The organism is Pseudomonas sp. BW16M2 (assembly GCF_014268865.1).
GTDB lineage: Bacteria > Pseudomonadota > Gammaproteobacteria > Pseudomonadales > Pseudomonadaceae > Aquipseudomonas > Aquipseudomonas peradeniyensis.
Window position 1 is genome coordinate 1 of record NZ_JABWRI010000012.1, and the last position, 21814, is coordinate 21814.

20 protein-coding genes are annotated in these 21814 nt (G+C 66.1%); 13 read left to right on the forward strand and 7 right to left on the reverse strand.

Features of this window, described 5'->3' with window-relative positions; translation table 11 throughout:
* Positions 1 to 222: 222 nt before the first annotated feature.
* From HU735_RS13000 to gatC, 6 genes are all read right to left on the reverse strand, one after another.
* The gene (locus HU735_RS13000; RefSeq protein WP_186713841.1) at positions 223 to 609 is read right to left on the reverse strand and encodes a carboxymuconolactone decarboxylase family protein; all 387 of its coding nucleotides are present in this window, start codon (positions 607 to 609) and stop codon (positions 223 to 225) included.
* 10 nt (positions 610 to 619) lie between these two features.
* The gene (locus HU735_RS13005; protein WP_186713933.1) at positions 620 to 1663 is read right to left on the reverse strand and encodes a calcium/sodium antiporter; all 1044 of its coding nucleotides are present in this window, start codon (positions 1661 to 1663) and stop codon (positions 620 to 622) included.
* A 61-nt stretch (positions 1664 to 1724) separates the two neighbouring features.
* The gene (locus HU735_RS13010) at positions 1725 to 2099 is read right to left on the reverse strand and encodes a septal ring lytic transglycosylase RlpA family protein (protein ID WP_186713842.1); all 375 of its coding nucleotides are present in this window, start codon (positions 2097 to 2099) and stop codon (positions 1725 to 1727) included.
* A gap of 85 nt (positions 2100 to 2184) precedes the next feature.
* Positions 2185 to 3630, reverse strand: coding sequence for an Asp-tRNA(Asn)/Glu-tRNA(Gln) amidotransferase subunit GatB (gatB, locus tag HU735_RS13015; protein ID WP_050704079.1), 1446 nt, complete (start codon positions 3628 to 3630; stop codon positions 2185 to 2187).
* 11 nt (positions 3631 to 3641) lie between these two features.
* Entirely contained in the window at positions 3642 to 5093 is a 1452-nt protein-coding gene (gene gatA / locus HU735_RS13020) for an Asp-tRNA(Asn)/Glu-tRNA(Gln) amidotransferase subunit GatA (RefSeq protein ID WP_186713843.1), read from the reverse strand.
* A gap of 15 nt (positions 5094 to 5108) precedes the next feature.
* Complete coding sequence (gene gatC / locus HU735_RS13025; RefSeq protein WP_028689639.1) at positions 5109 to 5396, reverse strand: Asp-tRNA(Asn)/Glu-tRNA(Gln) amidotransferase subunit GatC; 288 nt, start codon at positions 5394 to 5396, stop codon at positions 5109 to 5111.
* Between the two features lie 203 nt (positions 5397 to 5599).
* Here gatC and mreB point away from each other — a divergent pair, with 203 nt between their 5' ends.
* From mreB to tldD, 8 genes are all read left to right on the forward strand, one after another.
* Positions 5600 to 6637: a rod shape-determining protein MreB gene (gene mreB, locus HU735_RS13030; protein ID WP_003255163.1), complete on the forward strand. Its 1038-nt coding sequence runs from the start codon at positions 5600 to 5602 to the stop codon at positions 6635 to 6637.
* Between the two features lie 161 nt (positions 6638 to 6798).
* Positions 6799 to 7836: a rod shape-determining protein MreC gene (mreC, locus tag HU735_RS13035; protein WP_186713934.1), complete on the forward strand. Its 1038-nt coding sequence runs from the start codon at positions 6799 to 6801 to the stop codon at positions 7834 to 7836.
* Positions 7836 to 8324 (forward strand): rod shape-determining protein MreD, encoded by a 489-nt coding sequence (mreD, locus tag HU735_RS13040; RefSeq protein ID WP_028689641.1) that lies wholly within the window; start codon positions 7836 to 7838, stop codon positions 8322 to 8324. The genes mreC and mreD overlap by 1 nt, the downstream gene beginning before the upstream one ends.
* Before the next feature lie 32 nt (positions 8325 to 8356).
* Positions 8357 to 8956 (forward strand): Maf family protein, encoded by a 600-nt coding sequence (locus HU735_RS13045; RefSeq protein WP_186713844.1) that lies wholly within the window; start codon positions 8357 to 8359, stop codon positions 8954 to 8956.
* 54 nt (positions 8957 to 9010) lie between these two features.
* Complete coding sequence (gene rng / locus HU735_RS13050) at positions 9011 to 10468, forward strand: ribonuclease G (protein WP_186713845.1); 1458 nt, start codon at positions 9011 to 9013, stop codon at positions 10466 to 10468.
* A gap of 82 nt (positions 10469 to 10550) precedes the next feature.
* Positions 10551 to 14366, forward strand: a complete 3816-nt coding sequence (locus HU735_RS13055) for a YhdP family protein (protein WP_186713846.1) — start codon at positions 10551 to 10553, stop codon at positions 14364 to 14366.
* 12 nt (positions 14367 to 14378) lie between these two features.
* Complete coding sequence (locus tag HU735_RS13060; protein WP_186713847.1) at positions 14379 to 15230, forward strand: carbon-nitrogen hydrolase family protein; 852 nt, start codon at positions 14379 to 14381, stop codon at positions 15228 to 15230.
* A gap of 2 nt (positions 15231 to 15232) precedes the next feature.
* Complete coding sequence (gene tldD, locus HU735_RS13065) at positions 15233 to 16672, forward strand: metalloprotease TldD (RefSeq protein WP_050704086.1); 1440 nt, start codon at positions 15233 to 15235, stop codon at positions 16670 to 16672.
* 77 nt (positions 16673 to 16749) lie between these two features.
* Here tldD and yjgA read toward each other — a convergent pair whose 3' ends face one another.
* Entirely contained in the window at positions 16750 to 17271 is a 522-nt protein-coding gene (gene yjgA, locus HU735_RS13070) for a ribosome biogenesis factor YjgA (RefSeq protein WP_028689647.1), read from the reverse strand.
* Between the two features lie 109 nt (positions 17272 to 17380).
* Here yjgA and pmbA point away from each other — a divergent pair, with 109 nt between their 5' ends.
* The 5 genes from pmbA (at position 17381) to HU735_RS13095 (ending at position 21806) form a co-directional block, all read left to right on the forward strand.
* Positions 17381 to 18727 carry a metalloprotease PmbA gene (pmbA, locus tag HU735_RS13075; protein ID WP_050704087.1) on the forward strand — a complete coding sequence of 449 codons (1347 nt, stop codon included), beginning with the start codon at positions 17381 to 17383 and terminating at the stop codon, positions 18725 to 18727.
* Between the two features lie 208 nt (positions 18728 to 18935).
* Positions 18936 to 19337 carry a FagA protein gene (locus HU735_RS13080; RefSeq protein WP_186713848.1) on the forward strand — a complete coding sequence of 134 codons (402 nt, stop codon included), beginning with the start codon at positions 18936 to 18938 and terminating at the stop codon, positions 19335 to 19337.
* Positions 19330 to 20706 carry a class II fumarate hydratase gene (locus HU735_RS13085; protein ID WP_186713849.1) on the forward strand — a complete coding sequence of 459 codons (1377 nt, stop codon included), beginning with the start codon at positions 19330 to 19332 and terminating at the stop codon, positions 20704 to 20706. Before HU735_RS13080 ends, HU735_RS13085 begins: the two co-directional genes overlap by 8 nt.
* A 25-nt stretch (positions 20707 to 20731) precedes the next feature.
* On the forward strand, positions 20732 to 21193 hold the full coding sequence (locus HU735_RS13090) for a hypothetical protein (protein ID WP_186713850.1): 462 nt from the start codon (positions 20732 to 20734) through the stop codon (positions 21191 to 21193).
* Position 21194: 1 nt separating this feature from the next.
* Entirely contained in the window at positions 21195 to 21806 is a 612-nt protein-coding gene (locus HU735_RS13095; protein ID WP_062572908.1) for a superoxide dismutase, read from the forward strand.
* Positions 21807 to 21814 lie beyond the last annotated feature (8 nt).

Genomic DNA, 21814 nt, shown 5'->3' on the forward strand with positions numbered 1-21814 from the left:
GGCCCCAGCGCTTGACGGGCATCCATGCCCGTCACCTCCCTCCGCAAGGCCTGCGTTCGGCCTCCTGAAGTCGCGAAGGCACGGGCGGCGCCTGGACTGACGTAGCTGTCGCTAGCTGACGGTCTGGCTAATCTTCCGGCCACCAAGCTGTATGGCTCACCCACATGGGTTACACAGCAGTTCACTCACATAGGTAACAGTCATGAGGCCAGGGCCCCGCCCTTAATCGCTAGAACTCGCCTGATAACTATCAATCACTTCCTGCGCCGCCCGAAACGCATCAATCGCCGCCGGCACCCCGGCATACACCGCACAATGCAGCAGCGCCTCGCGGATCTCCTCAACGGTGCAACCGTTGTTAAGCGCCCCGCGTACGTGCCCCTTGAGCTCCTGCGGGCACTTGAGCGCGGTCAGGGTGGCCAGGGTGATCAGGCTGCGGGTCTTCAGCGGCAGCCCGTCACGGGCCCAGACACTCCCCCAGGCATGTTCGTTGACGAAGTCCTGCAGCGGTTGGGTGAACGCGGTCGCATTGCCCAGGGCGCGATCGACGAAGGCATCGCCCATCACCTGGCGACGAATGCTCTCACCAGTCTGTTTCGTGTCAGCCATGTTGTTTTCCTTAGTGTTGGCGGCGCCAGGCCCGAGCCGTGGTGTACAGCAGCACGATCCCGAGCACGGGCATCACATAGAACAGCATCAATCGTTCAAGGCGTCCGGCCAGCGGCATCCCGGTGGTGAAGGCCACCACATGCAGGCCGTAGGCCAGGTACAGGCACAGGAACACCAGGCCTTCGGCGCGGGTGACCCGGTAGCTGGAATAGAACACCGGCAGGCACAGGGCGGCGACACCGAGCATCACCGGCAGGTCGAAGTCCAGGGCGTTGGGTGAGATCGACAAGGGCTCGGGGGTGATCACCGCAGTAAGCCCCAGCACCGCCAGCAGGTTGAACAGGTTGCTGCCGATCACCGTGCCCACGGCGATCTCCCGTTCGCCGCGCAGGGCCGCGATCAGCGCGGCGGCCAGCTCCGGCAACGAAGTGCACACAGCCACCACGGTCAGGCCGATGATGCGTTCGGACAGGCCCAGGTCGGTGGCCACTTCCACCACCGCCTCGAGCAGCAGGTGCCCGGCCAGGCTCAGAAGACCCAGGCCCACGACGATCTGCAACAGCGCAGCGCTCCAGAAGCGCAGCGGGCTGGCATGCAGGGTGCTCGGCGCGGGGTAGGTGCGGGCGTAGTGGCGTGACTGATGCCAGAGCATGGCCAGGTAAGCCAGCAGGCCGAGCAGCAGCAGGCCACCTTCCAGGCGCCCCAACTGGCCGTTGAGCGCGAGCAGGTACACCAGGGCACTGGCCAGGATCATCAGCGGAATGTCCAGGCGCACCAGCTGGCGCGACACGCGCAGCGGAATGATCAGTGCCGCCAGGCCGAGGATCACCAGCACGTTGAAGATGTTGCTGCCCACGACACTGCCCAGCGCCACGTCCGGCGCGCCCTGGTAGGCGGCCTGCAGGCTCACGGTCAGCTGTGGCGCGGTGCTGCCGAAGGCCACCAGGCTCAGGCCGATGATCAGCGGGCGCACGTGCAGGCGGCTGGCCAGGCGCAGGGCGGCGCGCACCAGCAGTTCGGCGCCGATGATCAGCAGCACGAGGCCCAGGCCCAGTTGCAGCAGGCTGAAGGCGGGGAGGGTGGCCAGGTCGAAAATGGCGAGGGCTCCAGTCAGGTCAATCGCTCAGACCTTGTACCCGGACTCGCGCGGTTCCGCTACGGAGCATGCCGATTTTTTCTGCGGCGGCGCGTGACAGGTCGATCAGCCGGCCACGGGTATGCGGGCCGCGGTCGTTGATGCGCACCACGACGCTGCGCTGGTTGGACAGGTTGGTGACCAGCACCCGGCTGCCGAAAGGCAGGCTGCGGTGGGCGGCGGTGAGGCCGTGCTGGTTGAAGGGTTCGCCGCTGGCGGTGCGTTTGCCGTGGTGGCGGGCGCCGTAGTAGGAGGCGGTGCCGGTCTGGTCGTAGCCGCGTGGGTCGATGTCATGGCTGGCGCAGCCGGCCAGGAGCGAGAAGAGGGTGAGGGAGGTGATGGCGCGTCTTAGCAAGTCGGATGCTCCGCTGTTGCCGCTGATCATCGCGGGGCAAGCCCGCTCCCACGCCAGTGGGAGCGGGCTTGCCCCGCGATCGGGATCACCCTTCGAGCTTGGCCTTGAGCAATTGGTTCACTTGCCCCGGGTTGGCCTTGCCTTTGGACGCCTTCATCGCCTGGCCGACGAAGAAACCGAACATCTTGCCGCGCTTGGCCTCGTCGGCGGCGCGGTACTGTTCGACCTGTTCGGCGTTGGCGGCGAGCATCTCGTCGAGCATCTTGTCGATCGCGCCGGTGTCGGTGACCTGCTTGAGACCTTTGCTTTCGATGATGCCGTCGGCATCGCCTTCACCGGCGGCCATGGCCTCGAACACGGTCTTGGCGATCTTGCCGCTGATGGTGTTGTCGCGGATGCGCAGCAGCATGCCGCCGAGGTGCTCGGCGCTGACCGGCGACTGGTCGATCTCGACACCCAGCTTGTTCAGCAGGCTGCCCAGCTCGACCATGACCCAGTTGGCGGCCAGCTTGGCGTCGCCGCCGATCTTCACCACCTGCTCGAAGTAGTCGGCCTGCTCGCGGCTGGAGGCCAGCACGTTGGCGTCGTAGGCCGACAGGCCGTACTGGCTCTGGAAGCGCTCGACCTTCTGCGGTGGCAGCTCCGGCAGGGCGGCGCGCACGCTGTCGAGGAAGCTCGGTTCGATGACCACCGGCAGCAGGTCCGGGTCGGGGAAGTAACGGTAGTCGTTGGCTTCCTCCTTGCTGCGCATGGAGCGGGTCTCGTCCTTGTTCGGGTCGTACAGGCGGGTTTCCTGCACCACCTTGCCACCGTCCTCGATCAGGTCGATCTGGCGCTGGATCTCGCTGTTGATCGCCCGCTCGATGAAGCGGAACGAGTTGACGTTCTTGATCTCGCAGCGGGTGCCGAACTCGGTCTGGCCTTTCGGGCGGATCGAGACGTTGCAGTCGCAACGCAGCGAGCCTTCGGCCATGTTGCCGTCGCAGATGCCCAGGTAGCGCACCAGGGCGTGGATGGCCTTGACGTAGGCCACCGCCTCTTTGGCGCTGCGCATGTCCGGTTCGGAGACGATCTCCAGCAGCGGCGTGCCGGCGCGGTTCAGGTCGATACCGGTGGCGCCGTTGAAGTCTTCGTGCAGGCTCTTGCCGGCATCTTCTTCAAGGTGCGCGCGGGTCACGCCGATGCGCTTGATGGTGCCGTCTTCCAGGGCGATGTCCAGGTGGCCCTTGCCGACGATCGGCAGGTCCATCTGGCTGATCTGGTAGCCCTTGGGCAGGTCGGGGTAGAAATAGTTCTTGCGCGCGAACACGTTGCGCGGGCCGATTTCGGCATCGATCGCCAGGCCGAACATGCACGCCATGCGCACGGCTTCCTGGTTGAGCACCGGCAGCACGCCGGGCATGCCCAGGTCGACCAGGCTGGCCTGGGTGTTCGGCTCGGAGCCGAAGGTGGTGGCGCTGCCGGAGAAGATCTTCGACTGGGTGGCGAGCTGGGTATGAATCTCCAGCCCGATCACAACTTCCCATTGCATGTGTGAACTCCTCAGAAGCCGTTGGGGGCGCGGGTGTGCCAGTCGGTGACTTGCTGGTAACGGTGCGCGATGTTGAGCAGGCGGCCTTCCTGGAAGTACGGGGCCAGCAGTTGCACGCCCACCGGCAGGCCGTCGACGAAGCCGGCCGGCATCGACAGGCCCGGCAGGCCCGCCAGGTTGGCGGTGATGGTGTAGAGGTCTTCAAGGTACTCGGCGACCGGGTCGCCGGCCTTGGCACCGATCTTCCAGGCCGGGTTCGGCGTGGTCGGGCCGATGATCACGTCGACCTCTTCGAAGGCGGCCATGAAGTCGTTCTTGATCAGGCGGCGGATCTGCTGCGCCTTGACGTAGTAGGCGTCGTAGTAGCCGGCCGACAGGGCGTAGGTGCCGACCATGATGCGGCGCTGCACTTCGGCACCGAAGCCTTCGCCACGGGAACGCTTGTACAGGTCGGTGAGGTCCTTGGGATCCTCGCAACGGTAGCCAAAGCGCACGCCGTCGAAACGCGACAGGTTGGAGGAGGCCTCCGCCGGGGCGATCACGTAGTACGCCGGAATGGCGTGCTGCATGTTCGGCAGGCTGATTTCCTTGACCACCGCGCCGAGCTTTTCCAGCTCCTTGACGCTGGCCTGGACCAGGTCGGCGATGCGCGGGTCGAGGCCGGCGCCGAAGTATTCCTTCGGCAGGCCGATGCGCAGGCCTTGCAGCGAGGCGTTGAGGTTGGCGCTGAAGTCTGGCACCGGCTCGTCGACCGAGGTCGAGTCCTTGGCGTCGAAGCCGGCCATGCCTTGCAGCAGCAGGGCGCAGTCCTCGGCGGTGCGGGCCAGCGGGCCGCCCTGGTCGAGGCTCGAGGCGTAGGCGATCATGCCCCAGCGCGACACGCGGCCGTAGGTTGGCTTCAGGCCGGTGAGGTTGGTCAGCGCCGCCGGCTGGCGGATCGAGCCGCCGGTGTCGGTGCCGGTGGTGGCCGGCAGCAGGCGCGCGGCCACGGCGGCGGCCGAGCCGCCTGACGAGCCGCCCGGCACGTGCTCGAGGTTCCACGGGTTCTTCACCGCGCCGTAGTGGCTGGACTCGTTGGCCGAGCCCATGGCGAATTCGTCCATGTTGGTCTTGCCCAGGGTGACCATGCCGGCCTCGGCCAGCTTGGCGACCACGGTGGCGTCGTACGGGGCGGTGAAGTTGTCGAGCATCTTCGAGCCGCAGCTGGTACGCACGCCGTTGGTGCAGAACAGGTCTTTGTGGGCGATCGGCGCGCCCAGCAGCGCGCCGGTCTCGCCGGCGGCGCGACGGGCGTCGGCGGCGCGCGCCTGCTCCAGGGCCTGGGTTTCGGTGACGGTGATGAAGCTGTTGAGCTGCGGGTCGAGCTGCTTGATGCGCGACAGCAGGGCGCCGGTCAGTTCTTCCGAGGAGAACGACTTGTCGGCGAGGCCACGGGCGATCTCGGCCAGAGTGAGTTGATGCATGGCAGGCGCTATCCCTTAATCGATGACTTTCGGAACCAGGTACAGACCGTTCTCGGTCGACGGAGCGACGGCCTGGTAGCGGTCGCGCTGGTTGCTTTCGGTGACCTGGTCGGGACGCAGGCGCTGGGTGGTCTCCAGCGGGTGGGCGAGGGGTTCCACGCCGGTGGTGTCGACGGCTTGCATCTGGTCGACCAGCCCGAGAATACTGTTCAAGGCATCGGTGGTGCGTGGCAATTCGCCTTCATTCAGGCCCAGGCGGGCCAGATGGGCGATCTTTTCCACGTCGGAGCGTTGAAGCGCCATGGGGATCTCCAGGAAAACGACAGACGGAATGAGTCCGCAAATGAGGAACATGCTGGGATTCTGGCGGTCAAAGGGCCGCGATCATCGGCAGGCATGCTCGGAAAAACAGCCAATTTAACATATTGGCTCCTTGCCCAAAATCCCTGCCATTGTTAGAGTTTGCCGCACTTTTTTACCCACGCTTTCCCCAGGGTCACTTTCCCATGTTCAAGAAACTGCGTGGCATGTTTTCCAGCGATCTGTCCATCGACCTGGGTACTGCCAACACCCTTATTTACGTGCGTGAGCGCGGTATCGTCCTGAATGAGCCCTCGGTGGTTGCCATCCGCACCCACGGCAACCAGAAAAGCGTCGTCGCAGTCGGTACCGAAGCCAAGCGCATGCTGGGCCGTACGCCTGGCAACATTGCAGCCATTCGCCCGATGAAGGACGGCGTGATCGCCGACTTCAGCGTTTGTGAAAAAATGTTGCAGTACTTCATCAACAAAGTGCACGAAAACAGCTTCCTGCAGCCCAGCCCTCGCGTGCTGATCTGCGTGCCGTGCAAGTCGACCCAGGTCGAGCGCCGCGCCATCCGTGAATCGGCCCTTGGCGCCGGTGCCCGCGAAGTGTTCCTGATCGAAGAGCCAATGGCCGCTGCCATCGGTGCCGGCCTGCCGGTCGAAGAGGCCCGCGGCTCGATGGTCGTCGACATTGGTGGTGGTACCACCGAAATCGCCCTGATCTCGCTCAACGGCGTGGTCTACGCCGAATCCGTGCGCGTCGGCGGCGACCGCTTCGACGAAGCCATCGTCACCTACGTGCGCCGCAACTACGGCAGCCTGATCGGCGAATCCACCGCCGAGCGCATCAAGCAGGAAATCGGTACCGCCTACCCGGGCGGCGAAGTGCGCGAAGTCGACGTCCGTGGCCGCAACCTGGCCGAAGGCGTGCCGCGTGCCTTCACCCTGAACTCCAACGAAGTGCTCGAAGCGCTGCAGGAGTCGCTGGCGACCATCGTCCAGGCGGTCAAGAGCGCCCTGGAGCAGTCGCCGCCCGAGCTGGCCTCGGACATCGCCGAGCGCGGCCTGGTGCTGACCGGCGGTGGCGCGCTGCTGCGTGACCTCGACAAGCTGCTGGCCCAGGAAACCGGCCTGCCGGTGATCGTCGCCGAAGACCCGCTGACCTGTGTCGCCCGCGGCGGTGGTCGTGCCCTGGAAATGATGGACAAGCACGCCATGGACCTACTCTCCAGCGAGTGATCGCTGCGCAGTAGCATCCTCAGGTTTACAGGTGGCACGCACAGTGCTACCTGTATGCGCTGTGCTGGCGCCCGCCTGGGCGCCGTTTCCGTCAATCCGCAGCAGGCCGGTGCATTGCCCCATGTCCCATGACCTTCTGAGTCGTCCACGAGGAACGGCCTATTAAACCGCTTTTCTCCAAGGGCCCCTCGCTGGGCGTTCGCCTGCTCGTGCTGGTGGTGATGTCGGTCGCGCTGATGGTGGTCGACTCGCGCTTCGACCTGCTCAAGCCGGTGCGCAGCCAGATGGGCCTGGTGCTGATGGAATCCTACTGGATCACCGATCTGCCACAGCGCATGTGGCAGGGCGTGGCCGGCCAGTTCGGCAGCCGCACCGAGCTGATCGCCGAGAACGAGAAACTCAAGACCGAGGCCCTGCTGTTGCAGGGGCGCCTGCAGAAGCTGGCGGCCCTGACCGAGCAGAACGTGCGCCTACGCGAGTTGCTCAACTCCTCGGCGCTGGTCAACGAGAAGGTCGAGGTCGCCGAGCTGATCGGTGTCGACCCCAATCCCTTCACCCACCGCATCCTGATCAACAAGGGCGAGCGCGACGGCGTGTTTCTCGGCCAGCCGGTGCTCGATGCCCGTGGCCTGATGGGCCAGGTGGTCGAGCTGATGCCGTACACCTCGCGGGTGCTGCTGCTCACCGACACCACCCACAGTATTCCGGTGCAGGTCAACCGCAACGGCCTGCGCGCCATTGCCAGCGGCACCGGCAATCCGGAGCGCCTCGAACTGCGCCATGTGGCCGACACCGCCGACATCAAGGAAGGCGACCTGCTGGTCAGCTCCGGCATGGGTCAGCGCTTCCCGGCCGGTTATCCGGTGGCCACGGTCAATGAAGTGATCCACGACTCCGGCCAGCCGTTCGCCATCGTCCGTGCCATTCCGACCGCCGCGCTCAACCGCAGCCGCTACATGCTGCTGGTGTTCAGCGACCGGCGTACCCCGGAAGAGCGCGCCACCGAGGCGGCGATCGCCCAGGAAGAGGCCGACCGTCAGGGCGCTGGCCACACTCCGCCAGCGGCCACGCCCGCGACACCCGCGCCGGCCCATGCCGCGCAGCCCGCGCCTGGCACCACTCCCGCGGCTGCGCCAACGACGCCCAGCCCGGTGCCGGCTCAACCGGCCGCCGCGCCCGCTCAACCCCGGAGACAATAATGGCCAGCACCCGTAGCAGAAACGGCTGGGCCATCTGGCTGACCTTCGCCATCGGCCTGTTGCTCAGCGTCTCGCCCATGCCGCAGTTCATGGAAGTGTTCCGGCCTATGTGGCTGGCCCTGCTGCTGGCCTTCTGGACCCTCGCCGTGCCCGGCAAGGTCGGCATGACCACGGCATTCCTGCTCGGCCTGGCCGAGGACGTGCTGTACGGCACCCTGCTCGGCCAGAATGCCCTGATCCTCACCCTGATCACCTTCCTGGTGCTGTCGCTGCAGCAGCGCCTGCGCATGTTCCCCATGTGGCAGCAGAGTCTGGTGATCCTGGTGATCTTCGGCATCGCCCAGCTGATCCAGCTGTGGCTCAGCGCGCTCACCGGCAATCGCCTGCCGACCCTGGCCCTGGTCTGGTCGGCGGTGATCAGCGCCTTGCTCTGGCCCTGGGTGAGTTTCGCCCTGCGCGGCCTGCGCGTTCGCCTGCACATTCACTGACGACCCGCCGCCACTGACAGGGAGATGTCCATATGACTCAGCTGTACCTGGCCTCCGGCTCGCCGCGCCGGCGTGAACTGCTGACCCAGATCGGCGTGCCGTTCACCGTCGTCAGCGCACCCATCGATGAAACCCCGCTGCCGGGCGAAGCCCCGGCGGCCTATGTCGAGCGCCTGGCCCAGGCCAAGGCCGTGGCGGGCTTCGCCCACACCGACGGCGCCGGGGTGGTACTGGGCGCCGACACCACCGTGGTGCTCGATGGCCAGATCCTCGGCAAGCCGGAGAACCGCGAGCAGGCGCTGGCCATGCTCGGCGACCTGTCCAAGCGCGAGCACCAGGTGCTCACCGCCGTGGCGCTGACCGACGGCCAGCGCAGCATCAGCCGCTGCGTCAGCACCACCGTGCGTTTTCGCACCATCTCCTTCGAGGAAGCGCTGCGCTACTGGGACAGTGGCGAACCGGTCGACAAGGCCGGCGGCTATGCCATCCAGGGCCTGGGCGCGGTGTTCGTCAGCGGCATAGAGGGCAGCTACTCGGCCGTGGTCGGGCTGCCCCTGAGTGAAACCGCCGAACTCCTCGAGCAATTCGGCGTGCCATGTTGGCAACTGCAAGAGGGTTCCGCACAGCGCTAGCCAGCCACGCCGCAGCAATCCATCATTACCCCAGACCCCTGACGAGAGCGCGCCATGAGTGAAGAGATCCTGATCAACATCACCCCGATGGAGTCACGCGTGGCGGTGGTGGAGAACGGCGTCCTGCAGGAAGTGCACGTGGAGCGCACCCAGCGCCGTGGCATCGTCGGCAACATCTACAAGGGCAAAGTGGTGCGGGTCCTGCCGGGCATGCAGGCGGCGTTCGTCGACATCGGCCTGGAGCGGGCGGCGTTCATCCACGCCTCGGAGATCTCCCAGCGCGAAGGCTCGGCAGTGGAGAACATCACCGCGCTGGTGCACGAAGGCCAGGCGCTGGTGGTGCAGGTCACCAAGGACCCCATCGGCAGCAAGGGCGCGCGCCTGACCACCCAGCTGTCGATTCCGTCGCGCTACCTGGTGTACATGCCGCGCAGCAGCCATGTCGGCATTTCCCTGAAGATCGAGGAAGAAGCCGAACGCGAGCGCCTCAAGCAGGTGGTCACCGACTGCATGGCCCAGGAAGACATGAAGGACGCCGGCGGATTCATCCTGCGCACCGCCGCCGAGGGCGCCCGCGCCGAGGACATTCTCCAGGACATCCGCTACCTGCGCCGCCTGTGGGAGCAGATCGGCTCGCAGATCAAGACCTGCGGGGCCCCCATGGTCATCTACGAGGACCTTGGCCTGGCCCTGCGCACCCTGCGTGACCTGGTCAACCCCAAGATCGAGAAGATCCGCATCGACTCGCGGGAAACCTTCCAGAAGACCACGCAGTTCGTCGCCGAGCTGATGCCGGAGATCGCCGATCGCCTGGAGCATTACCCCGGCGAGCGGCCGATCTTCGACCTGTATGGCGTGGAGGATGAGATCCAGCGCGCCCTCGAACGCAAGGTGCCGCTCAAATCCGGTGGCTACCTGGTGGTCGACCCGGCCGAGGCGATGACCACCATCGACGTCAACACTGGGGCGTTCGTCGGCCATCGCAACCTCGAAGAGACCATTTTCAAGACCAATCTCGAGGCCGCCACCGCCATTGCCCGGCAACTGCGCCTGCGCAACATCGGCGGGATCATCATCATCGACTTCATCGACATGGAGGACGAGGAGCACCAGCGCCAGGTCCTGCGGACCCTGGAGAAGCAGCTCGAGCGTGATCATGCCAAGACCAACATTATCGGCATCACCGAGCTGGGCCTGGTGCAGATGACCCGCAAGCGCACCCGCGAAAGCCTCGAGCAGGTGCTGTGCGAGCCCTGCGCGGCGTGCCAGGGGCGCGGCAAGCTGAAAACCCCCGAGACGATCTGTTACGAAATTTTCCGCGAGATCCTGCGCGAGGCCCGCGCCTATCAGGCCGAGGGCTATCGGGTACTGGCCAACCAGAAGGTGGTTGACCGCCTGCTCGATGAAGAATCGGGCAACGTCGCCGAACTGGAGACGTTCATCGGGCGAACCATCCGCTTCCAGGTGGAGTCCATGTATTCCCAGGAACAATACGATGTGGTGCTGCTCTGACCTTCGCTAATGGCGGTCGCCCCATGGACGGGCTGGCAAAGCGCTATTCACCGGCCATAGTTAAGGGACGACTTGGAGGGCCATGGCCATGGAACGTCTGACCCGCGTTCTGGGCGCCTTGACCCGCTGGGGGCTGGGAATCTGCGCCCTGCTGGCGGTGCTGGTGGCGCTGTATGTCAGCCTCGGTCGGCAACTGGTACCGCTGGTCGCCGAATACCGTGCCGACGCCGAACTCAAGGCCGAACAGGCCTTGGGCATGCCCGTGCACGTCGGTGCCCTGGAAGGGCGCTGGAGTGGACTGGCGCCGGTGTTGCGCGTGCGCGACCTGCAGCTGGGCGAAGGCAAGGCAGCCTTGCGCCTGGACGACGTCAAGCTGGTGCCCGACCTGTGGGCCAGCCTCAAGGCCCGCGAAGTGCGCCTGGCGCGCATCCAGCTCAGCGGGCTGCAACTGATCCTGCGCGAGAGCGAGCAGGGCGCCTGGACCCTCGAAGGCCTGCCGCAGAAGGATGATGCGCCGCTCGATCCGGCCGATACGCTCAAGCGCCTGCGCCAACTGGGGCGGATCGATGTGTTCGACAGCCAGGTCACCCTGCATCCCTGGCAACGTGATCCCCTGACCCTCACCTATGTCAGCCTGGGATTGCAGGCCGGGGCGTCGCGCCAGAGCGTCGACCTGCGCGCCACGCTGCCCGACGGCCAGCCCCTGGCCCTGAACCTGAACAGTCGCGCCACCGCCAAGGCCTGGCGCGACGGTCGCGTGCAGGCCTACCTGAGCCTGCCGCAAAGCGATTGGGCGCGCTGGCTGCCGCCGCAGCTGCTGGGCCAGTGGCAGGCCGACACCCTGCGTGCCGGTGGCGAGTTCTGGATCGACTGGAGCAAGGGGCAGTTGCAGCAGGCGATGGTTCGTCTCAACGCCCCGCAGCTCAAGGGCGCCTACACCGGGCGCAAGGCCATTACCCTGGACAACCTGGCCCTGTCGGCCTGGTTCCAGCGTCAGGATCAGGGCTTCGACGTCGTCGTCGACTCCCTGGCCATGAGCCTGGGCAAGAATCGCTGGGAGTCGCACCTGCAACTGGCGCAGCGTCCTGGTCAGAGCCCGGCCGAGGAAAGCTGGCAGGTGCAGGCCGACCGCCTCGACCTGACCCCGCTGACCCCGGTGATCGACGCCCTGGCGCCGTTGCCGGACAAACTGATGACGGTGGTCGACGCGCTCAAGGTGACCGGCGCCCTGCGCAACGTGCGCCTGGACATCCGGCCCAAGGCCGAGGGCGACCGGCGCCTGCAGTTCGCCGCCAACCTGGAGAAAGTCGGCTTCGACGCCTATCACGGCGCGCCGGCCGCCGGCAACGTCAGCGGCGCCATCAGCGGTGACCTCGGGCACGGCGAACTGCGCCTGGACACCCAGGCCTTCATGCTGCATCTGTATCCGATCTTCGGCAAACCCTGGCATTACCCGAAAGCCAACGCACGGCTGACCTGGACCCTGGACAAGGAAGCCTTCACCCTGGTCGCCCCCTATATCAAGGTGCTGGGCGACGAGGGCAAGATCGCCGCGGACTTCCTGATTCGCATCCACCTGCAACCGGGCCATGAAGACTACATGGACCTGCGCGTCGGCCTCACCGAGGGCGACGGTCGCTACACCGCCAAGTACCTGCCCGAGGTGCTCAGCCCGGCCCTGGACGAATGGCTGCGCAGCGCCATCGTCAAGGGCAATGTCGACGAGGGTTACTTCCAGTACCAGGGCTCGCTGCATCACAACGCGCCGCCCCATGCCCGCGATATCAGCCTGTTCTTCAAGGTCCACGACGCCGCGCTGGATTTCCAGCCGGGCTGGCCGCAGGTGCAGCAGGTCGACGGCAATGTCTACATCGAGGACACCGGCGTGCGCATCCAGGCCCGCAAAGGGCTGCTGCTGGACACCCAGGTCAGCGATGTCAGCGTCAACATTCCCCATGTAGAGGGCGACCAGCACAGCCACCTGTTCCTCGATGGCGACTTCGACGGCAGCCTTAGTGATGGTCTGAAGATCCTCAAGGAAGCGCCCATCGGCACAGGCGAGATCTTTGCTGGCTGGGACGGTGAAGGCCCGCTCAAGGGGAAGGTCAAGCTCGATATACCCCTGGCCCATGGGCAACGGCCCAAGGTGCTGGTGGACTTCGCGACCCACGACGCGACCCTGAAAGTGGCGCCGCCGAGCCTGGAACTGACCCAGCTCAAAGGCGACTTCACCTTCGATTTCGACAAGGGCCTGAGCGGCAAGGACATCAGCCTGCACGCCTTCGGCAAACCGGTGACCGCGCAGATTACCGCCGAAGGGCAGGGCGGGCAGATCCAGACCCGCATCAATGCCAATGGCCAGGTCGGCCTCAAGGCCCTGACCGACTGGTTGCAGTACCAGCAGCCGCTACCGGTCTCGGGCGAGCTGCCTTATCAGTTGCAAGTGACACTCGGCAGTCGCGACAACCGCTTGAGCGTCAGTTCTTCGCTCAAGGGATTGGCCATCGACTTGCCGGCGCCTTTCGGCAAGGCCGCCGGGGAAACCCGCGACAGTCGCTTCGGCCTGACCCTGCAAGGCCCCGAGCGGCGCATCGATGCCAGCTACGCCGACCTTGCCCGCTTCGCCTACGCCGCGCCCGCCGACAAGCTGGCCCAGGGGCGTGGCGAGCTGCTGCTGGGCACGGGTGAAGCCAGCCTCCCCAGCGGCCAGGGCCTGCGTGTGCGTGGCCGGCTTGAGACCCTGGACCTGGCCCCCTGGCAGCAACAGATGGAGCGCCTGGCCGGCAAGGATCCGGGCGGCAGCGCCCGGCAGAACCTGCAGAGCGTGGACCTGAGCATCGGCCAGCTCAAGGCCTTCGGCATGGACCTCAACCAGGCGGTGATCCGCCTGATGCGCGGGGGCCCGGCCTGGGACCTGCGCCTGGACAGCCAGGAAGTCATCGGCAATGCCCGTATTCCCGATGCCAAGGCCACGCCCATGACCGTCCGCCTGCAGAGCCTGCGCCTGCCGCCGGCGGACCCGAATGAAGCCCAGGACGAGAACGCGCCGGACCCATTGGCCGGGGTCGACCCGCGCAAGGTGCCGCCGCTGGACCTGACCATCGACAAGCTGTACCGCGGCGACGACCTGTTCGGCAGCGTCAACCTGAAGCTGCGCCAGACCGCCAAAGGCATGGCCATGAGCGATGTAGACCTGGACCTCAAGGGGCTGCACATTGATGGCAGCGGTGGCTGGGAAGGCGAGCCGGGCAGCAGTTCGAGCTGGTACAAGGGCCGGCTGGATGGCAAGAACCTGGGTGATGTGCTCAAGGCCTGGGGCTTTGCGCCCACGGTCACCAGCCGCGACTTCCGCATGGACGTGGACGGCCGCTGGCCGGGCTCGCCGGCCTGGGTCAGCCTCAACCGTTATTCTGGCAGCCTCGACGCGGCCTTGCGCAGCGGCCAGTTCGTCGAGGTCGAGGGCAGCGCCCAGGCCTTGCGGGTGTTCGGGCTGCTCAACTTCAACTCCATCGGCCGGCGCCTGCGCCTGGACTTCTCCGACCTGTTCAGCAAGGGCCTGGCCTATGACCGGGTCAAGGGGCTGCTGGTGGCCAGCGAAGGGGTCTACGTGACCCGTGAGCCGATCACTGTCACCGGGCCGTCGAGCAATTTCGAGCTCGACGGCACCATGGACTTCGTCCGTGACCGGGTCGATGCCAAGCTGCTGGTGACGCTGCCGGTGACCAACAACCTGCCGCTGGCCGCGCTGATCGTCGGCGCGCCGGCGATCGGCGGCGCGTTGTTCCTGGTCGATCGGCTGATCGGGGACCGGGTGGCGCGCTTCGCCAGTGTGCACTATCGCGTCGAAGGTCCGGTCAAAGAGCCTAAAATCACCTTTGTGAAACCTTTCGACAAATAACCCGGGGTGGTCATGACGTCAGCTGTGATCCAGATGGTCAGCCAGGACGATGTGCTGGCCAACCTGCAACGTGCCACGGCACTGCTGGAGCAGGCCGCCGCCAGTGGCGCGCGCCTGGCGGTGCTGCCGGAGAACTTTGCCGCCATGGGCCGGCGCGATGCCGCGGCCATCGGTCGGGCCGAGGCGCTGGGCGAGGGGCCGATCCTGCCATGGTTGAAACGCACCGCCCGCGACCTCAGGTTATGGATAGTCGCCGGTACCTTGCCGCTGCCGCCGGTTGGCCAGCCGCATGCCAAGGCCCACGCCTGCTCGTTGCTGGTCGATGAGCACGGCGAGATCGCCGCCCGCTACGACAAGCTGCACCTGTTCGATGTGGACGTGGCCGACAACCGTGGCCGCTACCGCGAGTCGGACGACTACGCCCACGGCAGCCAGGTGGTGGTGGCCGACACGCCCGTTGGCCGGCTGGGCCTGTCGGTGTGCTACGACCTGCGCTTCCCCGAGCTGTACAGCGCCTTGCGCGCCGCCGGGGCCGAGCTGATCAGCGCGCCGGCGGCGTTCACCGCGGTGACCGGCGCGGCGCATTGGGAAGTACTGATTCGCGCACGGGCCATCGAGACCCAGTGCTATGTATTGGCGGCCGCCCAGGGCGGCCTGCATCCGGGGCCGCGGGAAACCCACGGCCAGGCGGCGATCGTCGACCCCTGGGGGCGGATCGTCGCGCAACAGGCGCGGGGCGAAGCGGTATTGCTCGCCACGCGCGACAGTGAAGAACAGGCGTCCATCCGGGCGCGCATGCCGGTGGTCACGCACCGGCGCTTTTTCTCGCAGGACGCCTTGCGGCCTGCGCACACCTCGGAGTGACTATGAGCGAGATTTTATCCACCGTCAGCGAGCAGCTCCTGGCCCCGGGCGGCCTGACCCTCGACAGCCTGCAGACGGTGCTGGGCGAGCTGGCCGGCCCCGGCATCGATGCCGCCGACCTGTATTTCCAGGGCCAGATCTCGGAAACCTGGGCGCTGGAGGACGGCATCGTCAAAGAGGGCAGCTTCAACCTCGATCAGGGCGTGGGCGTGCGCGCCCAGTCCGGCGAGAAGACCGGCTTCGCCTACAGCAACGCGATCAACCTCGAAGCCCTGACCTCGGCGGCCCGCGCCGCCCGCTCGATCTCCCGTGCCGGGCAGGATGGCAAGGTGCAGGCGTTCCGCAGCCAGGATGTGACTGCCCTGTACGCGTCTGACAATCCACTGGATGTGCTGAGCCGCGCCGAGAAGGTCGAGCTGCTCAAGCGCGTCGATGCCGCCACCCGCGCCCTCGACCCGCGCATCCAGCAGGTCAGCGTGAGCATGGCTGGGGTCTGGGAGCGGATCCTGGTCGCCGCAGCCGATGGCAGCCTGGCCGCCGATGTGCGTCCGCTGGTGCGTTTCAACGTCAGTGTGATCGTCGAGCAGAACGGTCGTCGCGAGCGCGGTGGGCAGGGCGGTGGCGGTCGTACCGACTATCGCTTCTTCACCGAGGAGCGGGTGATGGGCTATGCCCGCGAGGCGCTGCGTCAGGCCCTGGTCAACCTCGAGGCGATCCCGGCGCCGGCTGGCACGTTGCCGGTGGTACTCGGCCCGGGTTGGTCCGGCGTGCTGTTGCACGAGGCAGTCGGTCACGGGCTGGAAGGCGATTTCAACCGCAAGGGCAGCTCGGCGTTCAGTGGGCGTATCGGCGAGCAAGTGGCCTCGAAACTGTGCACCATCGTCGACGACGGTACCCTGGAAGGCCGCCGCGGCTCGCTCAGCATCGATGATGAAGGCACGCCGACCGAGTGCACCACGCTGATCGAGAACGGCATCCTCAAGGGCTACATGCAGGACAAGCTCAACGCCCGCCTGATGGGCATGGCGGTGACCGGCAACGGCCGGCGTGAATCCTACGCCCACCTGCCGATGCCGCGCATGACCAACACCTACATGCGCGCCGGCGACAGCGACCCCGAGGAAATCATCAAGTCGGTGAAGAAGGGCATCTACTGCGCCAACCTCGGCGGTGGCCAGGTGGATATCACCAGCGGCAAGTTCGTGTTCTCCACCAGCGAGGCCTACCTGATCGAGGACGGCAAGATCACCGCGCCGGTGAAGGGCGCGACCTTGATCGGCAATGGCCCGGAGGCGATGCGGGGTGTGTCGATGGTCGGCAACGACCTGGCGCTGGACAGCGGCGTGGGTACGTGCGGGAAGGATGGGCAGTCTGTGCCGGTAGGCGTTGGCCAGCCGACCCTGAAGCTGGATGCGATCACTGTCGGTGGTACAGGGGCTTGATGATCAATCGCGGGGCAAGCCCGCTCCCACGCAGCCTTTCCAGGCATCTGTGGGAGCAGGCTTGCCCCGCGATGGCCTCAACGCAGGCCGCGCTGGACCTCGTCGAGGTCGCGGATGTACTTGAACACTTTACGCGCAGCCGCAGGCGGCTTGTTCCGCGCCTTCTCGTGCTGGGCATGGCGGATCAGCGAGCGCAGGTGCTGGCGATCGGTGTCGGGGAACTCGTTGACGAAGCGTTCGAGGTCCTCGTCGTTGCCGTCGATCAGACGGTCGCGCCAGCGCTCGAGGCCGTGAAAGCGCTCGTTGTACTGGCGAGTCGAGCTGTCGACCTGCTCGAGCACGGCATGGATGGCGTCCAGGTCCTGCACGCGCATCAGCTTGCCGACGAACGACATGTGGCGTTTGCGGGCGCCGTGGGCGGTGTGCTTGCTGGCTTCTTCCAGCGCCTTGCGCAGCTCGTCGGTCAACGGCAGGCGGGCCAGGGTGTCGGCCTTGAGGGTGGTGAGGCGCTCACCGAGCTCGACCAGCGCATGCAGCTCGCGCTTGATCTGGGTTTTGCTTTTTTCGCCGTCGAAGGCGTCGTCGTAAGAATCAACCATGGGGGCAGTCCGCAGGAAATCGCCGCCATGATAACCAGTCGGGGGCCGCTTGTCCGGCCCGGTCGTAGAATGACCCACGCCGTACGCAGAATTTTCAGTGGAGAGAACCATGAGTGCAGTCCAGAGCGTAGGCCCCAAGGACCTGCCGGCGTTGCAGGAGCAGGTCGAGGCGATCGTTGCCGAGGCGCGCCGCCAGGGCGCCAGCGCCTGCGAAGTGGCGGTGTCGCTGGAGCAGGGCCTGTCCACCACGGTGCGCCAGCGCGAAGTCGAGACGGTCGAGTTCAACCGCGACCAGGGCTTCGGCATCACCCTCTACGTTGGCCAGCGCAAGGGTTCGGCCAGCACCTCGGCCAGCGGCCCTGAGGCGATCCGCGAGACCGTCGCGGCGGCCCTGGCAATCGCCAGGCACACCTCCGAGGACGAGTGTTCGGGGCTGGCCGATGCCGCCTTGATGGCCCGCGAGATCCCTGACCTGGACCTGTACCACGACTGGGACATCGAGCCGGAGAAGGCCATCGAGATGGCGCTGGCCTGCGAGGCGGCGGCGTTCGATGCCGACAAGCGCATCCTCAACGCCGACGGCACCACCCTCAATACCCACCAGGGCGTGCGGGTCTATGGCAACAGCCACGGTTTCATTGGCGGCTACGCGTCCACCCGGCACAGCCTGAGCTGCGTGATGATCGCCGAGGCCGAAGGGCAGATGCAGCGCGACTACTGGTACGACGTCAATCGCCAGGGCAACCTGCTGGCCGACCCGCGCAGCATCGGCCAGCGCGCCGCGCAACGCGCCGCCAGCCGCCTGGGCGCGCGTCCGGTGCCGACCTGCGAGGTGCCGGTGCTGTTCTCGGCGGAGCTTGCCGGCGGCCTGTTCGGCAGCTTCCTGTCGGCGATTTCCGGCGGCAACCTGTACCGCAAGTCATCGTTCCTCGAAGGCACCATCGGCCAGCGCCTGTTCCCCACCTGGCTGACCCTCGACGAGCGTCCGCACATCCCGCGTGCGCTGGGCAGCGCGGCGTTCGACGGCGATGGCCTGGCCACCTACGCCAAGCCGTTCGTCGACAAGGGCGAGCTGGTGTCCTACATCCTGGGCACCTATTCCGGGCGCAAGCTGAGCCTGCCGAGCACCGCCAACGCCGGGGGCGTGCACAACCTGTTCGTCACCCATGGCGTTGAGGACCAGGCGGCATTGATTCGCCGCATGGGCCGCGGCCTGCTGGTGACTGAGCTGATGGGGCATGGCCTGAACATGGTGACCGGTGACTATTCCCGTGGCGCGGCGGGCTTCTGGGTTGAAAACGGCGAGATCCAGTTCCCGGTCCAGGAAGTGACCATCGCCGGCAATATGAAGGACATGTTCCAGCAGATCGTGGCGATCGGCAGCGATATCGAGACCCGCAGCAATATCCACAGTGGCTCGGTGCTGATCGAGCGGATGACGGTGGCGGGCAGCTGATCGGCGCTCTATTGGCTGGGGAGGGTGGGAGCGGGCTTGCCCCGCGATAATCTCACCTGCAATCGCGAGGCAAGCTCGCTCCCACGCTGCCCTGCTCATGTCTTGTAAAGGACCCGGCCATCGCGCCGGGTTTCTTTTGTCCATTGCTCAGCTTGAACTGATTCTATTTATCACATAATAATGAATATCATTATCCAGTAACCCGGCGATGATGTTCATGAAATCCGTCCTCCACGAACTGCCCTACCTGGAAAACTGGCGCTGGCTCAGCCGGCGCATCCGCTGCGCGCTCGAACCCGACGAGCCGCGTCTGATCGAGCATTACCTGGCCGAAGGTCGCTACCTGGTGTGCTGCACCGAAACCTCGCCCTGGACCGTGGCGCTGACCGCCTTCCGCCTGCTGCTGGATACCGCCAACGATCGCATGCTGCCGTGGCATTGGCGCTGCCTGTGCCTGGACCAGGCCTGGCGGCCCTTGCTCGACCTGCGCAACCTCGATCGCTGCGAACAGAACCAGCGTTGGCAGCCCTACGCGATGCAGCTCGCCAACAGCGTGCTGCTGCCGTCGATTTCTCCCGAAGAACTGATGCAAGGACTTGAAGATGAGTGATACCCGTATCGAGCGTGACAGCATGGGCGAACTGCAGGTGCCGGCCCAGGCCCTGTACGGTGCCCAGACCCAGCGCGCGGTCGACAACTTCCCGGTCAGCGGCAAGCCGATGCCGGCCCAGTTCATCCGTGCCCTGCTGCTGGCCAAGGCGGCGGCGGCCAAGGCCAACGTCGAGCTGTCCCAGCTGAGCGCGGGGCAGGGCGAGGCCATCGTCAAGGCCGTGGAGCAACTGCTGGCCGGCGACTTCATCCAGCACTTCCCGGTGGATGTGTTCCAGACCGGTTCCGGCACCAGCTCGAACATGAACGCCAACGAGGTCATCGCCACCCTGGCCAGCCGCGTGCTGGGCGAGCCGGTCAATGCCAACGACCACGTCAACTGTGGCCAGAGCAGCAACGACATCATCCCCACCACCATCCATGTCAGCGCCGCCCTGGCCCTGCACGAGCAGTTGCTGCCGGCCCTGCGCCACCTCACCCAGGTGATCGAGGCCAAGGCGGTCGAGGTGCACAAGCATGTGAAGACCGGCCGCACCCACCTGATGGATGCCATGCCGGTGCGCATGAGCCAGGTGCTTGGCGGCTGGGCCGCGCAGGTCAAGGGCGCCCAGGCGCATATCGAAGCCACGTTGCCGAGCCTGCAGGCGCTGGCCCAGGGCGGCACCGCCGTGGGCACCGGCATCAACGCCCACCCGCAGTTCGCCGCAGGCTTTGCCCATCAGTTGAGCGGCCTGACCCAGGTCAAGTTCACCCCCGGTGAGAACCTGTTCGCCCTGATCGGCTCCCAGGACACCGCCGTGGCCCTGTCCGGCCAGCTCAAGACCGCCGCCGTGGCGCTGATGAAGATCGCCAACGACCTGCGCTGGATGAACTCCGGCCCGCTGGCCGGTCTCGGTGAAATCGAGCTGCAGGGCCTGCAGCCGGGCTCGTCGATCATGCCGGGCAAGGTCAATCCGGTGATCCCGGAAGCCACCGCCATGGTCGCTGCCCAGGTGATCGGCAACGATGCCACCATCGCCGTGGCCGGGCAGTCGGGCAACTTCGAGCTCAACGTGATGCTGCCGGTGATCGCCCGCAACCTGCTGGAAAGCATCGAGCTGATGGCCAACGTCAGCCGCCTGCTGGCCGACAAGGCCATCGCCAGCTTCAAGGTCAACGAAACCAAGCTCAAGGAAGCGCTGTCGCGCAACCCGATCCTGGTCACCGCGTTGAACCCGATCATCGGCTACCTCAAGGCCGCCGAGATCGCCAAGACCGCCTACAAGCAGGGTCGCCCGATCATCGACGTGGCGCTGGAGCACACCGACCTGTCGCGTGACCAGCTCGAGGCGCTGCTGGATCCGGAAAAACTCACCGCCGGCGGCATCTGAGCCCGGGCCGCCCAGGAGACACGTCATGCAGCACTGGAAACGCACCACGCAAGACGCCAACCGCCTGTTCGAGCAGGGCGAGCTGGTCGATGCCCGGGAACACTACCTGCAAGCCCTGGCCCTGGCCCAGGTGCTGTTCGAGCGCTGGCATGACGTCGACGAGGCGGTGGCCGCACTGGTCATCGCCCATCACAACCTGGCCGACCTGCACCTGCGCCTGAACCAGCCGCAGGAAAGCGCCGACTACCTGTGTGCGGCGCACCAGCGGCTGCTCCAGGCCAGCCAGGATCAGCGCCTGCCCCAGGCCCTGCGCGACGCTGCGTTGCGCCACAGCGGGCGCACCTACACCGAGTTGCTGAGCTTCATCGCCGAATACGGCCAATACCCGCGTACCGAGCGCCTGCTCAATCGACAGGCCCCGGTGGCCGGCGAGCTGGTCGCACATACGGATATCACTGATCGCACACCTGCCTACGGAATCCACTGACATGCCGCATACTTTGCCTGCGTTGCCCTATGCCTACGATGCGCTGGAACCGCACATCGACACCCAGACCATGGAGATCCACCACAGCAAGCATCACCAGACCTACATCAACAACCTCAACGCCGCCATCGAGGGCACCGAGTGGGCCGAATGGCCGGTGGAACGGCTGGTGGGCGCGGTCAAGCAACTGCCCGAGAAGCTCCAGGGCGCGGTGATCAACCAGGGCGGTGGGCATGCCAACCACACCCTGTTCTGGACCGTCATGTCGCCCAAGGGCGGCGGCCAGCCGGCAGGGCAGGTGGCCAAGGCCATCGATGCGCAGCTCGGCGGCTTCGAGGCGTTCAAGGAGGCTTTTACCAAGGCCGCGCTGACCCGTTTCGGCAGCGGCTGGGCCTGGTTGAGCGTGACCCCGCAGAACACGCTGGTCGTTGAGAGCAGCGGCAACCAGGACAGTCCGCTGATGCACGGCAACACGCCGATCCTCGGCCTGGACGTGTGGGAGCACGCCTACTACCTGAAGTACCAGAACCGTCGTCCGGAATACATTGGCGCCTTCTACAACGTGGTCGACTGGGCCGAAGTGGAACGTCGCTACCTTGAAGCCCTGAAGTGAGCCTGACC